This is a genomic window from Candidatus Nitrospira bockiana (assembly GCF_965152565.1).
In genome coordinates, this window is record NZ_OZ224215.1 from 2,290,961 (window position 1) to 2,307,315 (window position 16,355).

The window sequence follows — 16,355 nt, forward strand, 5'->3', positions numbered from 1 at the left end:
CGATCGTCCGACCCCGCTTCGCCCGTGAGCTCAGCCTCGCCCCACCTCTCGCGCTTCCCCTCGCCGGTGTCCGGCTAGTACGCCTTATCGATCACGATTTCGATGTCCCTCGCGCCCGGCAATGTCGGATTCTTCGCGTAACGTCCCTCCATGTCCCCGGGTTGCGGCGGCCCAGCCACTCCGTCCTTGTCGATTCGAGCCAGTACATCCACCATGCCGCGAAGCTCGGATCCTTCGACCATGACGTCCTTGTTCGTAATCTCAAAGGCGACGGGGAACTGTGGCTGGTCGACTCGCTTGACGGCGAGCGGCCGCGGCATCCCGCCGGGTCGCCTGACGATCACGAACAGCACATCGCTGGGAGAGACGCGCTGCGCGAGGTCCGGAGAGATGCTCACGTGCCCTGCGATCACGCCGCCGCCGGTCGGCTTCTCGCAACTGTGCGCAAGCCCCAACCAGGCGGCCAGTCCCGCCAGCGCGATGATTCCTCCCGCCATCCCGATCGTTCGTATCGCGTCCTGTGCCATGGGGCCTCTTGTTCAGTCGGTCGCTCTTGGATCGCCGCGGCGCGCATTATACCGGGTTGTGGGACCGATTGGGAAAGAACGTTTACGGGTAAAATCCGCCTGCTGTATGATACGGCCCGCTAGGGAGGGGCGCACGATGACGACGAATCCTGGGTTTCAACTGTCGCTGGATGTAAAAGGGAGGTCCTGTCTGGTCCTCGGGGGAGACGAGGAGGCGGCTGACAAGGTGCAGCGGCTGCTGGAAGCCGGTGCAAAAGTGACCGTCATCCATCCCACGCTCAATGATCCGCTGCGAAGGCTGGCTGCGTCCGGGAAGATCATTCACCGGGTGCGAACGTTCCGTGCGAGCGACGCCGACGGCGTCCTGCTCGTCATCAACACGGTCAAGAGCGACACGGACTATAACCGGTCGTTGTACGAGCTGGCCAAAAAGGAGCGTTTCCTGTTGTGCTCGACGGACCAACCGGAGCTCTCGACCTGCATGATGCCGGCATTGGTCAGCCGCGGCCATCTGCGGGTTGCGGTGAGCACGAGCGGCGCCGCGCCGGCGCTCGCGAGCCGGTTGCGTCAGGATTTGGAGGCCGTGTTCGATGACGAGTTTGCGGCGTTCTTAGAGTGGCTGAAGACGCTTCGCGAGCAGATGTTGGCTCATGAAGTCGATGCCGAGAAGCGGCGGGCCCAGTTGCGGGAGGCGGTCGAGGGGTTCAAGTTGGCCGCGACGGTGACCTATCCCCAAGGCTGGATCGACGCGAAGAAAAGCTCCACGTAGCGGCGAAGCAACAGAGGAGGCGGCATGGTCTTGTTGGAGTTCAGCATGTCCCCGTTGGGGAAGGGTGAAAGCGTCGGCAAATACGTCGCGCGGTCCTTGGACATCATCGACAAAAGCGGCGTGCCCTACCGCCTGAATCCCATGGGGACGGTGCTGGAAGGGGAGTGGAACGAGGTGATGGAGGTGGTGCGCCGGTGCTACGAGCGGATGAAGAAAGACTGCAATCGCATCTCGTGCACCATCAAGATCGACTACCGCAAGGGCCATCGCGGCCGGCTTTCGGAGAAGACGGCCAGCGTCGAGAAGCGGTTGAAGCGGAAATTGAAGACCTGACGCGCGGCGACTCGGCTAGTTGGGCGCGCACGCACCGTGCCGATCATGATGGTCGGAGAGCCGGCTTTGTCCGCGGGCTCATCAAAACAGCGAAAACTTGAAGTACCGGGTCGGATGTTGCTTGACGTCGGCCACCAATTGCTCGAGGTCGGTCAAGAGCTTGTCGGCCCGCGCGTACAGCTCTTCCTCGGTGACCAGCTTACCGATCGTGCCTTCCCCGCGCTGGATCCTGTTCAGCAGCTGCTCGCCTCGTGACGTGAGGTCGTCCAATCTACGATAGAGTGTGGGATCCGAGAGCTTGACGAGTGTGCCGTCGCGTGCATTGAGGCGCCCCGCGAGTTGGATCACGTCGTTCAAGGCCCGGTTTGCCCGGTTGTAAAACTCCGGATCGGTGACCAGCTTGCCGACCGTCCCCTCGCCCCGTTCCACCTTGCCAAGCAGACCGAGACCCTTGTCCGAGGCGGTTTCCAGTTTTTCGAGGAGACGTTGCGAGCGGTCATACAGCTCCGGGTCGCTGACCAGCTTCCCGGCCGTCCCTTGGCCTGCACTGATGCCCGCCAGGATCCGCTGAAGCTCCGCGATGGCGGTGTCCAGCCGGTCCAGCGTGGCGCCCGCTCCGGACGCCAGCGTGGTGACGTCCGCGTCGCCCTGGCCCGAAAGCGTCTGCCCGGGTTGAAGCGGAGGTCGGGAAGGCGTTCCCGGCGAGAGATCCAGGAACTTGTCCCCCAGGAGACCGAGCGCCCGGATGCGAACGGACGCATCTTCACGCAAGTGTGCGAGCGCGGACGGCTTGACCGTGAAGACGATGCGGACCGCATCCGAATCGTGGGTCAGATCGATGTCGCGGACGTTCCCGATGTCGACGCCGTTCATCCGGACCGGTCCGCCGACCTTCAAGCCCTGAGTATGGCTGACGACGGCCTGCAGCTCCACCTGGCGCGTGAGGAGGGCGAGCCCGTGGTTCATGTTCATGATGGCGAGGGTGAGCATTACGAGCGCCACGGAAACGACGAGACCGATCTTCACCTGCGACCATCGAATCTGCTCGGTGCGCGGCATTCGGGCCTCCATCAGGCTGGGACGTGGGGCGGCCGCAGAGCCGCCTCCGGCCGGTCGTCGTCAGGGAAAAGACTCCCGGGATCGACGAATCCGCGGACCGCCGGCAGGGGCGACGCCTGCAACTCTTGAGCGGTTCCCTCAAAGACGGCCCGGCCCTTGTCGATCAGGATCAGGCGATCCGCGACGCGGTACGCCGTCTCCAGGTCATGGGTGACGACGACCTGAGTGATCCGCTTGGCTTTGAGCTTGAGGATCAGCCGGCTGATCAGGCACGTATTGATCGGATCGAGTCCGGCGGTCGGCTCATCGTAGAGGAGAATCTCGGCGCCGCTGGCGAGCGCCCGCGCGATGCCGACGCGCTTCTTCATGCCGCCGCTCAACTCCGCCGGCATCTTGTCCAGCGTATCCTCGAGCGCGACGAAGCGCAGGCTCTCCTCCACAATTCGTTCGATCTCGGCGTCTGGCAGCGTCCCATGCTCCCACAAGCGGTACCCGACGTTCTCGCGGACGGTCAGGGAGTCGAAGAGCGCGGCGCTCTGGAAGACCATGGCCATCTGACGGCGGTAAGAGGCGAGCGTGCGTTCGTCGAGCCCCACGATGTCCCGGCCGCGCACCCGAATCGCTCCGCGGTCGGGCGTATAGAGGCGAAGCAACAACTTCAAAATCGTCGTCTTTCCCGATCCGCTCGCGCCCAAGATGACCTTCGTCTCCCCGGGTCGCACATCGAAGGAGATGTCGTGCAGCACTTCCCGTTCCCCGAGGGTCAAGGATACGTGTTCGAGCCGAAGCATGGCGTTCAGAAGGCCATGGACAGTTTGGTCAACAAGAGATTCGCGCCGAGCACGAGAATCGACGAGGACACCATCGACTGGGTCGTGGAAATCCCGACGCCGACCGTGCCGCCTGGTGTGTGGAACCCCGAATAGCAACCGACCATGGCGATGAGGAACCCGAAGACGGCGGGCTTGATGAGGCCGAGCACGAGGTCTTCCACGTGGAGCGCTTCCAAGGCCCACGTCCAGTAGAAGTAGGAATTGATGCTGAGCGTGGTTGCGGCGATGAGCCAACCGCCGACCATCGCAATGCCGTCCGTCAGGACGGTCAGCACCGGAATCATCGTGACGCAGGCGACGAGGCGGGTGGTGACGAGTTTTTGGATCGGGTCGGTGCCTTCTGCACGCAGCGCGTCGATCTGCTCGGTGACCTGCATCGAGGCGATCTCCGAAGCGATACCGGTGCCGACGCGGCCGGCGATCATCAAGGCCGCGAGCACCGGCCCGAGCTCTCGGACGACCGACGTACTGATCAGGCGGGAGACGTAAATCGTCGCGCCGTAGGGTTCCAACTGGATGGCCCCTTGGAGCGCCAGCACCATGCCGGTGAACAGGCCGGTCAAGACGACGATGAACAAGGAGCCGACGCCGATGCGGTCGATTTGAAGGACGATCTCGGGGAGATAGCGGCGAAACGCGGCGAGGCCGGCCAAGGCACGGCCGGTCAGGAGGGTGAATTCCTGGACGACCAGGAGGCCGTCAAGCAGTCGATGCTGAACGTGCCACGACGGTCGGATCATACTCGCCTCGAAGCCGTCTCGTCGGTGCATTATAAGCGACCAGGGGGCTCGAACAAAGTCGGCTGCCGAGCGCCTGGCCCGTCACGAGCGATAGACGCGGTGCACACGAGGCCCGATCGCACAGAGGACTTCGTATGGAATCGTCTGAGACCAGGCGGCCAGGTGCGCCGCGGTGATCCGCAACCCTCCCTGCTGCCCGATGAGGACGGCCTCATCGCCGGGGATGACGTTCGGGATGCCGGTGACATCCACCATCGTCATGTCCATGCAGACGCGGCCCACGATGGGAGCGCGCCGGCCGCGAATGAGCACGGCGCCGCGATTCGAGAGGAGACGGCTGTAGCCGTCCGCATAGCCGATGGGCAACACGGCAATGCGACTGGGACGGGGTGCGATGAATTGACGGTTGTAACTGACGCTGTCGCCGGCGGCGAGCGTCCGCACCTGAACGACCTTCGCCGAAAGGCTCAAGACGGGTCTCAGGTCAACGGCATCCCGCGCATGCGCGGCGGTGTGATACCCGTAGAGCATGAGGCCGGGTCGCACCACGTTGAAATGCGCGAACGGGTGGAACAGGATGGCGGCGCTGTTGGCCGCGTGCACGAGCGGGACGGCGAAGCCCGCCGCTTTGACCCGATCGAGGAGCACTCGGAATCGGTGGACTTGATCATGGGTGAACGAGGGGTCGGCATTATCGGCGTCCGCCAGGTGCGTCATCAGACCTTCGGCACGAAGACGATCCTGGAAGATCGGGGCTCGCAGGAGCGCCAGGATCTCGTCACCGGACAGGCCCAATCGCCCCATCCCGGTCTCGTGCTTCAGATGCACCGGGTAGGGGGCGAAGGCGGCTGGCACGGCCTTGGCCAGATGATCCGCGATGTCGGGATGGTGGACGATCGGGGTGAGCCCGTGCGCCACGGCGTCGGCACATTGTTCGGGGAGCAGCGCGCCCATCACGAGCACCGGCTCCTCGATCCCGGCCCGGCGTAAAGTCAATCCCTCCTCCAGCGTCGCCACGCCGAAACGGTGCACCCCGAGCGTACGGAGCGCTTGGGTGACGCGGACCGCCCCGTGGCCGTAGGCGTCGGCTTTGACGACGGCGAGAATCTCACAGGAGTCCGGAATACAGCGGCGGAGGTAACGGAGATTGTGCGCCAAGGCGTCGAGGTCGACGACCGCGAGCGTCGAGGACGGAGGGTCCGGGGGACCGCTATGCGTGGGTGTCGCGGAGGGCAAGCGGCGATTAGATTTCGAGAATCTCCTCCTCCTTCTTCTTCAGAATCTGATCGACCTTCTGCACGTACTGATCGGTGAGTTTCTGGATCTCGTTTTCCGCTTTGCGAAGCTCGTCCTCCGAGAGCTTGGACTCTTTGTGGAGATGCTTGAATTCGTCATTGCTTTCGCGCCGGATATTGCGCAGCGCGATCCTCGTCTCTTCTCCGTGCTTCTTGCAGAGCTTGATGAGGTCCTTGCGGCGCTCTTCGGTCAAGGGCGGGACGGGAATACGAATGATCTTTCCGTCGTTGGCCGGCGTGAGTCCAAGCCCGGAGGCGAGGATCGCCTTCTCGATCTCCCGGATCAACTGCGGCTCCCACGGCTGGACGGTCAGCAGCCGGCTTTCCGGGACGGAGACGGTCGCCACCTGTTTGAGGGGCGTCAAGGTCCCGTAGTAATCGACCTTGATGCCGTCGAGAAGGGCAACCGAGGCCCGTCCGGTTCGCAGCCCGCCCAGTTCCCGTTTGAGATGGTCGATCGCGGCCTCCATCCGCTCCGCGGCCTTGTGCTTGATGGCATTCGGCATGGGGGCTCCGTCAGGACCTGCCCGTGGTCACGAGCGTGCCGATCGGGTCTCCCTGGACGACCCGGAGCAGATTGCCCGGTTCTTTCATGTTGAACACGATCAACGGCAGATCGTTGTCCATACAGAGCGTGATGGCGGTCGAGTCCATCACCTTCAGATTCTGGTTGAGCACGGATAAGAACGGGAGCTCGTTGAACTTCTTCGCCGTCGGATGCGTGACCGGGTCGGCTTCGTAAATCCCATCGACCTTGGTCCCTTTCATGATCACCGCCGCGCCGATTTCCATGGCGCGGAGGACGGCCGCCGTATCGGTGGAGAAATAAGGATTGCCGGTGCCCGCCGCAAAGATCACCACCCGCTTCTTCTCGAGGTGCCGAATCGCCCGGCGACGGATGTAGCCCTCGGCTAGCTGCCGCATTTCAATGGCGGATTGCACGCGCGTGTGGACCCCTTTCTTCTCGAGCGCGTTCTGCAGCGCCAAGGCGTTCAATACGGTAGCGAGCATGCCCATGTAATCGGCCGAGGCCCGTTCCATGCCGTTCGCGCTGGCCGCAATCCCACGGAAAATGTTGCCGCCCCCAATCACAATGGCGACTTCGACACCGAGATCCACCACGGATTTGATCTCGTTGGCGACGTCGTCGAGGATTTTGGGATGGATACCGTAGCCCTGGTCCCCCGCGAGCAGCTCACCGCTGATCTTCAGGAGGATCCGCTGGTACTTGGCAGCGGTCATTCCAGCCCTAATTGATACCGTGTAAAGCGACGGATGCTGATGTTCTCACCGATCTTAGCGATCTTCTGCGTCAGCAGGTCCTTGATCGTGACGGTCGGATCCTTGATGAAGACCTGCTCCAACAAGCAGCTCTCTTGATAGAACTTCTCCAGCTTCCCCTCGATGATCTTGGGCCACGCGGCTTCGGGTTTGCCCATCTCCTTCGCCTGCGCCTGATAGATGGCCTTTTCCTTCTCGATGACGGCGGGGGGAATGTCCTCGCGCTTCACGTACGAGGGACTCGAGGCTGCGATCTGCAGGGCCAGGTCTTTGACGAACGCTTGGAACTCGTCGTTGCGGGCGACGAAATCCGTTTCGCAATTCACCTCGACGAGCACGCCGATACGGCTGCCGGGGTGGATGTACGCCGCGATCATGCCCTCATTGGTTTCCCGACCCGCCTTTTTCTGGGCGGTCGCAAGCCCTTTCTGGCGGAGGTGTTCGACGGCCTTCTCGAGATCGTTCCCCGATTCCTTCAGGGCATTCTGACAGTCCAGAATGCCGGCCCCGGTCTTTTCACGAAGCTCCTTGACGAGTGTGCTGTTGCCTGCCATGCCGATCGGTCTCCTCTCTGGACGAAAATGGACGTTGGCCTATGCGGTTGCGGGGACGCTCTCGACGGCTCCGCGGGGAGCGACCCGCATGTCAGCGACGGGAAGCGCCTCGGTCTTCTCGCGCTCCTCCTGCTGTGCCCGCAGATGCGCCCCTTCGATGCAGGCGTCCGCGATGCGGGAGGCAATCAGCTTGATGGAACGGATCGCATCGTCGTTGCCGGGAATCGGGAAGTCGATGCCATCCGGATCGCAGTTGGTGTCGACGATGGCCACGACGGGAATGCTGAGGCGGTTGGCTTCCTGCACGGCGATGCGCTCGACGCGGGTGTCCAAGACGAAAACGCACCCGGGGAGGCGCGTCATGTTCTTGATTCCGCTCAGGCTCTTCTCCAGCTTGAGCCGTTCCTTTTCCATTTGGTTGACCTCTTTCTTGGTCAACCGCTCGTGCGTGCCGTCGGTCAAGGCTGACTCAAACTTCTTGAGCTTCTCGATGCTGCGGCGGATCGTTTGAAAATTCGTCAACATGCCGCCGAGCCACCGCTGATTCACATAGAACTGCTTGGCCCGCTTCGCCTCTTCCTCGATGATGTCCACCGCCTGGCGCTTGGTGCCGACGAACAGCACCGACTCTCCGGATGCGACCGTGTCGCGGACAAAGTCATACGCGGCCTGGAAGCGCTCCACCGTTTGCTGCAGATCGATGATATAGATCCCATTGCGTTCCCCGAAAATGAAACGCTTCATCTTGGGGTTCCAGCGGTTCGTCTGATGTCCGAAGTGGACGCCCGCTTCCAGTAATTCCCGAATCGTGATCATGCCGTCACCTCCTTCCGTGCTTGCGGAGCATCCGCGCAAGGCGGACGAGAGGTCTGACCCCTTATTCCCAAGCTACGTGGCGCGCCTACACGCCAATGTGAATTTGGATAAGAAGCCCGCTGAACGCAGGCCGGTTGTAGAAACGATCCACCGTAAAGCCTTGAAACGCTAACATAGCCGTCCATCCATTGCAAGCAAAGAACAGGGCATGACCCCGCCATCCTGCCGGCTACGATCGGTAGGACGCGTTGATCTTGACGTAGTCATAGGAGAGGTCTGTCGTCCAGACCCGGGCCTCGGCCGAACCTTCTCCCAGGTCTACGGTGATGGGGAATTCCTTGCGCCGTACGATCCGGCTGATCCGCCGTTCGGCGCTCGGGCCGAGACCGACGCCGTCCTTGACGATCGCGGTCTCGCCGAAACGCAAGCCGATGCGTTGCGGATCGAGCGGGACGCCGGACCGCCCCAAGGCGGCGATCACCCGCCCCCAGTTGGCATCTTCCCCGAAGAGCGCGGTCTTGACGAGGCTCGAAGTCGCAATGGTGTTGGCGGCTTGCTTGGCGTCCGCAACCGTCTTGGCGCCGGTGACACGAATTTCCACGACCTTGGTGACGCCTTCCCCGTCCCGGCACACCTTCATGGCGAGCGTGAAGCAGACCCGGTCAAGGAGCCGCTGGAATATCGCGGCGTCGGGAGAGTCAGGCTGGATGACGGGATTGCCCGCACGGCCGTTGGCGAGGCAGAGGACCGTGTCGTTGGTGCTGGTGTCTCCATCGACGGAAATGCAATTGAACGAGCGGTCGACGGCGCTGCGGAGCGCGCGCTGAAGGACCTCCCGCTCGATGTGGGCGTCGGTGGTGATGTATGCGAGCATGGTCGCCATGTCGGGATGAATCATCCCCGACCCCTTCGCCATCCCGCCCACGGTGATGGTCTTTCCGGCGATCCTCGCCGCTACGGCGATTTCCTTGGGCCGGAGGTCGGTGGTCATGATCGCTTTCGCCGCCTCACGGCCCCCGCTCCGCCGGGCCCTCATCAAGACCAAAGGGATGCCGCGTCTGATCCGGTCCATGGGGAGGGATTGACCGATCACGCCCGTGGAACCGACGAAGACCGTTTGCACCGGCAGGTTCAGCCGGCGGGCGACCAGCGTCGCCATTTCCTCCGCATCGGCAAGGCCCTGCGCCCCGGTGCAAGCGTTGGCGTTCCCACTGTTGACGATGATCGCCTGCCCGATGCCGTGGCGGAGGTGAGCGCGATCCAGTTGAACCGGGGCCGCAGGCAGCCGGTTGGTGGTGAAGACGCCGGCGACGGGGCCGGAAGCCGTCGAGACGATCACGGCCAGATCGAGGAGACCGGGTTTTTTGATCCCGCAATGGACGCCGGCCGCCAAAAATCCCTGAGGGGCGGTTACGCCGCCCCGAATGGTCAGGGCGTTGGCCATGGCGGGACACCAGGAGAAGAGACGAGTGCGATCACGGGAACACACCGGCCCCGGTCAAGCCCATGTCCTCGGGAAAGCCGAGCATCAGATTCATGGCCTGCACCGCCTGACCGGCGGCTCCCTTGATGAGGTTGTCGAGGGCGGCGACGGTCACGACCCATCCCGTGCGGCGGTCGGCGAAGACGCCGAGGTCGCAGAAGTTGGCGCCCCGTACGTATCGAGGATTCGGGGTGGCTCCATCGGTATCCTGGAACCGGATGAAGCGCTCGCCTTTGTAGAAGTCCCGATACAGCGATCGTAGTCCGTCCACGTCGAGAGGCCTGCGGGGGCGGCAGTAAGCGGTGCTGAGAATGCCTCGGTTCATCGGGACGAGGTGAGGTGTGAAGACGACCTGGGCGCCCGGCGCCTCGGCTCGAACTCCACCATCATGGAGAGAGAACAGCAAGGCGAGCTCTTGCTCGATTTCGGGAACGTGGCGGTGCTGTCCGATCTTGTAGGCTTCGAGCGATTCGTGGGCTTCGGGGAAGTGGTACGGCAAGGCGGGGCTGCGGCCGGCTCCCGATACCCCGGATTTTGCGTCGATGACGATCGAACCCGGCTCGATCAAGCCGCCGGCGGCAAGCGGGGCCAATTGCAAGACGGCCGCCGTGGGATAACAGCCGGGTGATGCGACCAGACGCGCCTTCCGGATTTGCTCACGGTAGAGCTCGGGTAGTCCATACACCGCCTCTTTCAAAAGCTCGGGATGCGGATGCGACACTCCATACCAACGCTCGTAGTCGGCCGCGCTCTTCAATCGGTAGTCGGCGCTCAAATCGACGACGGTTTTGCCGGCACGGACGTAAGCGGCGACCGGAGCAAGGGACTTAGTATGCGGAAGTGCTAGAAAGACGACGTCCGCACGCCTGCCGATGGCCTCGAGATCGACGGGCTCCAGCGTGAGAGGAGGCAAGACATCGGCGAGGTACGGGAAGACCGAGGCAAGGGCCGATCCTGCCGACTTCTCAGCCGCGACGGCGGTGACCTCCAGGTGAGGATGTCCGGCGATCAGCCGAAGGAGCTCACCGCCGGTGTAACCACTCGCGCCCAGGACGGCGACTTTCACCGAGCCGCTGGTGCCCATCTGTCGCCTCTCAATGAAACGAACGCATCGGACAAAAAAAAGGAAGGCCGCGCAGGCCTTCCTTCTTACGGAGTGCTGCGGCCCTTAGCGCTTGGAATACTGGAAGCGCTTTCTGGCGCCTTTCTGGCCGTACTTCTTGCGCTCCTTGACGCGCGAATCGCGGGTCAGAAAGCCTTCCTTCTTGAGCGTCTCGCGAAACGCGGGATTCATCGTGACCAGTGCCCGGGCGATCGCATGGCGTAAGGCGCCTGCTTGGCCGGTCGTACCTCCGCCCGATAGGGTCGCCAGCACGGTGCATTTGCCGGCCATACCGGTCACCTCGAGAGGAGAGAGCACGGTAGTTCTCAACGTGGGGCGCGGAAAGTAATCCTGTAACGGCCTGTCGTTGATGGTGACATCGCCGGTCCCGGCCGAAATCCATGCTCGTGCGATCGCATACTTCCGCTTGCCCGTCGCATAATTGGTCGCTGCTGGCATCTGCTCTGTCTCCTCCTTGCCTGGTCTTCACTGAGCGGCCCTCGGCAGAGGGCGCACCGAAGAACGTCCTGCGTTACAACGTGATCGGTTCGGGACGTTGTGCCTGGTGGGGGTGTTCCGTCCCCGCATACACCTTCAGCTTGCGCGCCATTTGTTTGCCCAAAGGGTTCTTGGGCAGCATCCCTTTGATGGCTCTCGAGAGAAGCTCGGTCGGGTTCTTCGCATGAAGGTGCTCGGCGGAGATGCTCTTGAGTCCCCCCGGGTATTGAGTGTGGTGCGTGTACGTCTTCGTCTTGAACTTGGAGCCGGTCAGATGAACCTTCTCGGCGTTGATGATGACGACGTGATCGCCAGTGTCCACGTGGGGGGTGAACGTCACCTTGTGCTTTCCACGGAGCAGGATGGCCACCCGGGCCGCCAAACGTCCGAGCGTTTTTCCGTCGGCATCGACCAGGTACCACTTGCGCTGCACTTCCGCCGGCTTCGCCAAATACGTCTTCATTGCACCGTCTCCTTCCAGCCTCTAGACTTCATGCTTCCCGAACTGCTTCAAATCCAGCTTTTCCAGCCAGGCGTCGAGCTTTCCCCCGCTTCGCTGTTTGAGAACGTCGCTGCTCACGTAGATCGGCGCATTGGTTCGCAGCGCGAGCGCAATGGCGTCGCTCGGACGCGAGTCCACGATTCGTTCCGACTCCCGCGACACCAGGTGGATCGAGGCATAATAGGTGTTGCTCCTCACCTCGCTGACCACCACCCGGGACACTTTGATGTTCAAATGCTCGGCGACGCTTCGAATCAAGTCATGGGTCATCGGACGAGGGGTCATGATGCCTTCCATCGCAAGGCGGATCGCATTGCCTTCAGCCGTGCCGACCCAGATGGGAAGCACCTCGGCGTTCTTCTCGTCCCTGAGAATCACGATCTGGGTTTCGGTATTCGGATCGGCGAGGACACCGTGTACGGTCACGCGCACGAATTCTTGGGAATGTTCGAGGTGTTCCATGGTCTGTGGTTCTTAGTCGTTCATCGATCGCCTGCGCCCCGGCGCCTCACGGCACCAATTCGCCGGTCACGTGTGGCGTGCAATGGTGCTGAAGTACGGAAGGAAGCTTGACGTGGGCTACGGTTCGTACTTTCCAAAATCTTCGGGCTTCAGGTTCTCGAGCCACTGATCCAGTTCTTCCGAAGCCTGCTTCCGGATGACCTCTTCACTCGCGAAGATCGGTGCGTTCGTGCGGAGCGCCAGGGCGATCGCGTCGCTCGGCCGCGAGTCGATGGAGAACTCACTGTCCTCGTAGAGCAGGTGAATCTTCGAATAATAGGTGTTGTCCTTCATGTCGGTGACAACGACGCTGATCACTTTGGCGTCCACCGTGTCGAGGATGGATTTCATGAGGTCATGCGTCATGGGGCGGGGCGTAGCGATGTTCTCCAGAGCGAAGCTGATCGAGCTCGCCTCGGCTTTGCCGACCCATATGGGGAGCATCTCTGAACGTTCTTCGTCCCTCAAAATCACGATATACGCATTATTGTACGGATCGAACATCAGGCCCCGGACTTTCATCTGGGTGATCATGGTAGGGGACCCTAATTACACGATGTACATGGTGCTTACGTCTGGATAGAGGGAAGAAGCCCCCAAGGGTTGAGCAACGTAATCTATCATTGATTTTCGAGCGGTGTCAACGAATGTGAGCGATGAGGAGCATGGACCGTCAACGAAGGTCCGAGAGGTCCAAGGCTTGCCCCGAATAGGTCATCGCCGGGGCGGCCGCGAGGCGCACAATCGCCGCCGCGACGACGGCCGGGTCTTGAACGGTCGCGGGGTCCTCCAGGGGATAGGCCTCGGCCCGCATTCGGGTCCGCGTCCCGCCGGGATTGAAGGTGACGACGCCGATACCGGAGTTCTTGAGTTCGTCAGCGAGCACTTGGCTGAGCCCCTCGATGCCGGCCTTGGCGACGGCGTAGGCGCCCCAGCCTGCCCGGCCTTTGCGGCCCACTGAAGAGGAAATGCTGATAATCGTACCCCCGCCCTGGGCGAGCATCGCTCGCGCCGCCTCTCTGGTCACCAAGAAGGTACCGGTGAGATTGATCTGCAGGACTTCCAGCCATGCCTCGATCGGGTACTCAACAAGGCTGACGCGAGGCCCGAGGATCCCCGCATTGTTGACGAGCACATCGAGGCTTCCGTACTTCTCAACGGCAAGCCGTACGGCCGACTGCGCCCCATCCGGCCGGCCGATATCTGCCGAGCGCCCGATCGCCTCTCCACCGTGATCACGAATATGGGCGACGACTTCATCGACATCAGTCTGATGCCGAGCACAGATTGCGACACGTGCGCCGGCGCTCGCCGCAGCTTCCGCCGTTGCGCGGCCGATTCCGCGACTGCCACCGGTGATTAACACGACTTTGGACGCCAGGACGCCGGGCATCGTGGATCTTGTCTGAGCAGGAATAAGCGTCGGCAGTAGAGGAACCTGCCGGCGGACCGACTATGCAGACCGGATATTCAAGGCATTAGAAGAGCGGCGACGGGGATCCTATTGGATGGGCCGGTAGTTTTGTTCGAGTTTGCTCGTATCCATGGGCTGCTGTCCCAGGTTCAGAAACGCCTTCATCTGGTTCTTGACCAACTCACGACCGCTTTCATCTCCTAGATTCACTTGGTACTCGTTGATCACCATGACGCGCATGGCTTCCCATGCTTTCCAGCAGTTCTTGCACACCTTGGATTTGACCTCGGCCTCCAGCCGACCGAGGTAGAGCGGTTCGGTAATCACGTCCCCAGCCTTCCCACATTTCACGCATTGTACCTGCTGTGTGTCCGTCATCACCGCCTCCTTCCCGGTTGAAGCGCGTATCATATCATGCGGTTTCGACGGATGAAAAGAGGAGGCGGATACGTTGACCACACCAATTGATCGTGTTAGAAGAAAGCCGCTTACGGTGCAGATGACACATAGTCCAGAAGGCCCAGAAGTACGCTGACCGCATGATCAGGACAAGGCAAAGCTGATGTGCGCCCGGATGGCGGAACTGGCAGACGCGCCAGACTCAAAATCTGGTTCTCGCAAGAGAGTGGGAGTTCGATCCTCCCTCCGGGCACCACGGATGCCGCTGAGGCCCTGAGTCGTGATGCAGGCACACGAATGGGAGGATGGAAATCGCTTGACACGTCCTCCACGTTGGCTTATATTTCGCCCGTCTATGAAGAATCCTCTCACGCGCACCACCGTCGTTTTAGTCGTTCATCATCCTTTTTAACTTACAAGGAGGCAGCACATGCGTAAAGTCATTGCATTGGGAGCAGGGATCCTGCTTGCAGGCTCTGTCGGAATCGTGTCTGCTCAAGAGCGCCTGCCGCAGCACTCCGGGTTTGGGACCGGAGTCGGTGAGAACGCTGGGACCGGAACTCGTTCCCAGATCTGGGACAAGAACGCACTGTTGGAGCGGCTCGGGCAGCCCGAAACGATTTTCGGGCGCGTCCTTGCGATCGACATTCCGGCCGGGAAGATCCTCCTGGAAACCGGCGGAAGCTCACACGACGAGGGACGTGCGGGGACCGGAGCCATGTCGGCATTGACGGCCTACATCGATGACAAGACCAACATGGACATGCTGAAGACAATCCAGACTGGCGATGACGTCATGATTCAGGCTCGCGAGGAAACCACCGAGAAGCAGCCGTATGGAACCGGTAGGAAGATGGTCCGCGAGATCACGGTCATTCGTGGGAACGAAAAGCTGGCCGGTTTCGGCGGACTCGGGCAGCGGCCGGATCCAAAGACCGAGCGGGGTATCGTGACCGAGAACTTCTCGAGCCACGGTGGCGTGGTCGGGCAGGTGTTGCCTGGCGAAGTGACATCAGGAATCGTGAGCAGCATCGGTGAAGTCACCGGAGCCGCACCCTGCTGGCAGTGCGAACCGCAGCCAGGCTGGGGCTATGGCACTCAGAACCGAAGCGACTACGGTGGAGCGGACAAGCCGAACCTGGTCAAACAGTAACGATCCGGACCCCGACACCAGGTTGAGCGATTCGAGGGCGGCGTGAGCCGCCCTCGGCATTTCTGCCGCCCTGTGCATGCGGCAAAGCTTCCTGTACCATGAAAGCCATGAGTTCCGACGTGTCCATGAAAACAACAGAAGCCTTGCCTCCGGTCGATGCGGAACTGGATCTCCGCGGCGTCATCTGTCCCTATAACTTCGTGAAGACCAAGCTCAAGCTTGAGACCATGGAGGCCGGTCAGATTCTCGCCGTCATTCTCGACGACGGCGACCCGATTCGGAATGTCCCTCGAAGCGTCAGCGATGAAGGTCACACCGTCCTTGGTCAGGAGCGCATCGCCGAGTCCTACCGTGTGATGATCAAGAAACGCGTCGAGGACTAGACTTCCTTCCTTCCGCCCGCCTCCGCCCTTCGACCAGTATCGTCACTTGATCATCTGCCTTCAGCGACCACGCGGCTGAGCCGTGAAGCAGGTCGGAGGCCGATCCTCGCACCAGGACTTCATCCGCCGTGGTGAGGTTTGCGGCCAGGACGATTCGTCGTGCGCCGATCCGCAGCCGAAGGGCGTCGAGGATCACGGGCAAGCGGGCCCCGCTCGCGAAGAGGATCGTGGTATGCAAAGCGCGGGTCACGGCGTCGTAGAGGCGCCGGCGCGCCGCCGCTGCGTCGGGCATCAGTCCCAGGAACGTGAATTCATCCCCGGAAAATCCCGAAACGGACAGTGCTGCGACCAGCGCGGATGGCCCCGGGACGGGAACGACGGGGAACCCGGCCGCCAAGGTCCGGCCGACCAGATAAGCGCCGGGATCCGCGACGACCGGCGTGCCGGCATCACAGACGAGTGCGGCATCGCGGCCCTCACGAAGTCGTGCAAGGATGACGGCGGTCTTCGTCTCCTTGTTGTCCTGTTGGTAGCTGGTGATGTCCGCGGCGATACCGTATCGATCGAGCAGGTCCCGCGTCACCGAGGGGGTTTCGGCGGCGATGACATGGACCTGTGCCAGCACGCGTCGCGCGCGCGGCGTGAGATCGTCGGGGTTCCCGATCGGGGTGGCGACGACGTACAGGGTGCCCGGCATGCGGCCTCATTAGCCT

22 protein-coding genes and 1 tRNA gene are annotated in these 16,355 nt (G+C 62.0%); 5 read left to right on the forward strand and 18 right to left on the reverse strand.

Annotated elements, in window-relative coordinates; genetic code table 11:
- Positions 1–74: 74 nt before the first annotated feature.
- A complete protein-coding gene (locus ACWHYV_RS11205; RefSeq protein ID WP_447976582.1) occupies positions 75–527 on the reverse strand; it encodes a c-type cytochrome biogenesis protein CcmI/CycH in 453 nt (150 codons plus the stop codon).
- Positions 528–663: 136 nt separating this feature from the next.
- Between ACWHYV_RS11205 and ACWHYV_RS11210 the strand changes: the two genes are divergently transcribed.
- Together ACWHYV_RS11210 and ACWHYV_RS11215 are read left to right on the forward strand one after the other, a co-directional pair.
- Positions 664–1,296, forward strand: a complete 633-nt coding sequence (locus ACWHYV_RS11210; RefSeq protein WP_447976583.1) for a precorrin-2 dehydrogenase/sirohydrochlorin ferrochelatase family protein — start codon at positions 664–666, stop codon at positions 1,294–1,296.
- Between the two features lie 24 nt (positions 1,297–1,320).
- Positions 1,321–1,629 carry an MTH1187 family thiamine-binding protein gene (locus ACWHYV_RS11215; protein WP_447976584.1) on the forward strand — a complete coding sequence of 103 codons (309 nt, stop codon included), beginning with the start codon at positions 1,321–1,323 and terminating at the stop codon, positions 1,627–1,629.
- Between the two features lie 81 nt (positions 1,630–1,710).
- On the opposite strand, the gene ACWHYV_RS11220 is transcribed toward ACWHYV_RS11215, so the two are convergent.
- From ACWHYV_RS11220 to ACWHYV_RS11295, 16 genes are all read right to left on the reverse strand, one after another.
- A complete protein-coding gene (locus ACWHYV_RS11220) occupies positions 1,711–2,688 on the reverse strand; it encodes an MlaD family protein (RefSeq protein WP_447976585.1) in 978 nt (325 codons plus the stop codon).
- An 11-nt stretch (positions 2,689–2,699) separates the two neighbouring features.
- Positions 2,700–3,479 (reverse strand): ABC transporter ATP-binding protein, encoded by a 780-nt coding sequence (locus tag ACWHYV_RS11225; RefSeq protein WP_447976586.1) that lies wholly within the window; start codon positions 3,477–3,479, stop codon positions 2,700–2,702.
- Positions 3,480–3,484: 5 nt separating this feature from the next.
- Positions 3,485–4,261 (reverse strand): MlaE family ABC transporter permease, encoded by a 777-nt coding sequence (locus tag ACWHYV_RS11230; protein ID WP_447976587.1) that lies wholly within the window; start codon positions 4,259–4,261, stop codon positions 3,485–3,487.
- Between the two features lie 81 nt (positions 4,262–4,342).
- A complete protein-coding gene (gene alr, locus ACWHYV_RS11235) occupies positions 4,343–5,497 on the reverse strand; it encodes an alanine racemase (RefSeq protein WP_447976588.1) in 1,155 nt (384 codons plus the stop codon).
- A 7-nt stretch (positions 5,498–5,504) separates the two neighbouring features.
- Positions 5,505–6,062 (reverse strand): ribosome recycling factor, encoded by a 558-nt coding sequence (gene frr, locus ACWHYV_RS11240; protein WP_447976589.1) that lies wholly within the window; start codon positions 6,060–6,062, stop codon positions 5,505–5,507.
- 10 nt (positions 6,063–6,072) lie between these two features.
- Positions 6,073–6,798 (reverse strand): UMP kinase, encoded by a 726-nt coding sequence (gene pyrH / locus ACWHYV_RS11245; protein ID WP_447976590.1) that lies wholly within the window; start codon positions 6,796–6,798, stop codon positions 6,073–6,075.
- A complete protein-coding gene (gene tsf, locus ACWHYV_RS11250; protein WP_447976591.1) occupies positions 6,795–7,391 on the reverse strand; it encodes a translation elongation factor Ts in 597 nt (198 codons plus the stop codon). Before tsf ends, pyrH begins: the two co-directional genes overlap by 4 nt.
- A 39-nt stretch (positions 7,392–7,430) precedes the next feature.
- Entirely contained in the window at positions 7,431–8,207 is a 777-nt protein-coding gene (gene rpsB, locus ACWHYV_RS11255; protein WP_447976592.1) for a 30S ribosomal protein S2, read from the reverse strand.
- 229 nt (positions 8,208–8,436) lie between these two features.
- The gene (gene argJ, locus ACWHYV_RS11260) at positions 8,437–9,651 is read right to left on the reverse strand and encodes a bifunctional glutamate N-acetyltransferase/amino-acid acetyltransferase ArgJ (RefSeq protein WP_447976593.1); all 1,215 of its coding nucleotides are present in this window, start codon (positions 9,649–9,651) and stop codon (positions 8,437–8,439) included.
- Positions 9,652–9,682: 31 nt separating this feature from the next.
- Entirely contained in the window at positions 9,683–10,774 is a 1,092-nt protein-coding gene (argC, locus tag ACWHYV_RS11265) for an N-acetyl-gamma-glutamyl-phosphate reductase (protein ID WP_447976594.1), read from the reverse strand.
- An 84-nt stretch (positions 10,775–10,858) separates the two neighbouring features.
- Positions 10,859–11,251 carry a 30S ribosomal protein S9 gene (gene rpsI / locus ACWHYV_RS11270; RefSeq protein ID WP_447976595.1) on the reverse strand — a complete coding sequence of 131 codons (393 nt, stop codon included), beginning with the start codon at positions 11,249–11,251 and terminating at the stop codon, positions 10,859–10,861.
- A 73-nt stretch (positions 11,252–11,324) separates the two neighbouring features.
- Positions 11,325–11,753 (reverse strand): 50S ribosomal protein L13, encoded by a 429-nt coding sequence (gene rplM, locus ACWHYV_RS11275; RefSeq protein WP_447976596.1) that lies wholly within the window; start codon positions 11,751–11,753, stop codon positions 11,325–11,327.
- 21 nt (positions 11,754–11,774) lie between these two features.
- The gene (locus ACWHYV_RS11280) at positions 11,775–12,254 is read right to left on the reverse strand and encodes a bifunctional nuclease family protein (protein WP_447976597.1); all 480 of its coding nucleotides are present in this window, start codon (positions 12,252–12,254) and stop codon (positions 11,775–11,777) included.
- Positions 12,255–12,371: 117 nt separating this feature from the next.
- Positions 12,372–12,815 (reverse strand): bifunctional nuclease family protein, encoded by a 444-nt coding sequence (locus tag ACWHYV_RS11285; protein ID WP_447976598.1) that lies wholly within the window; start codon positions 12,813–12,815, stop codon positions 12,372–12,374.
- Between the two features lie 151 nt (positions 12,816–12,966).
- Complete coding sequence (locus tag ACWHYV_RS11290; RefSeq protein WP_447976599.1) at positions 12,967–13,686, reverse strand: SDR family NAD(P)-dependent oxidoreductase; 720 nt, start codon at positions 13,684–13,686, stop codon at positions 12,967–12,969.
- Between the two features lie 108 nt (positions 13,687–13,794).
- A complete protein-coding gene (locus ACWHYV_RS11295; protein ID WP_447976600.1) occupies positions 13,795–14,085 on the reverse strand; it encodes a Fe(2+)-trafficking protein in 291 nt (96 codons plus the stop codon).
- A 190-nt stretch (positions 14,086–14,275) separates the two neighbouring features.
- Between ACWHYV_RS11295 and ACWHYV_RS11300 the strand changes: the two genes are divergently transcribed.
- From ACWHYV_RS11300 to ACWHYV_RS11310, 3 genes are all read left to right on the forward strand, one after another.
- Positions 14,276–14,362 (forward strand) — tRNA-Leu (locus ACWHYV_RS11300).
- Between the two features lie 174 nt (positions 14,363–14,536).
- The gene (locus ACWHYV_RS11305) at positions 14,537–15,259 is read left to right on the forward strand and encodes a hypothetical protein (protein ID WP_447976601.1); all 723 of its coding nucleotides are present in this window, start codon (positions 14,537–14,539) and stop codon (positions 15,257–15,259) included.
- Between the two features lie 125 nt (positions 15,260–15,384).
- Positions 15,385–15,642 carry a sulfurtransferase TusA family protein gene (locus ACWHYV_RS11310; RefSeq protein WP_447976602.1) on the forward strand — a complete coding sequence of 86 codons (258 nt, stop codon included), beginning with the start codon at positions 15,385–15,387 and terminating at the stop codon, positions 15,640–15,642.
- Here the strand turns inward: ACWHYV_RS11310 and rsmI are convergent.
- Positions 15,620–16,339 (reverse strand): 16S rRNA (cytidine(1402)-2'-O)-methyltransferase, encoded by a 720-nt coding sequence (rsmI, locus tag ACWHYV_RS11315; RefSeq protein WP_447976603.1) that lies wholly within the window; start codon positions 16,337–16,339, stop codon positions 15,620–15,622. The two genes, ACWHYV_RS11310 and rsmI, sit on opposite strands and share 23 nt — an antisense overlap.
- Positions 16,340–16,355 lie beyond the last annotated feature (16 nt).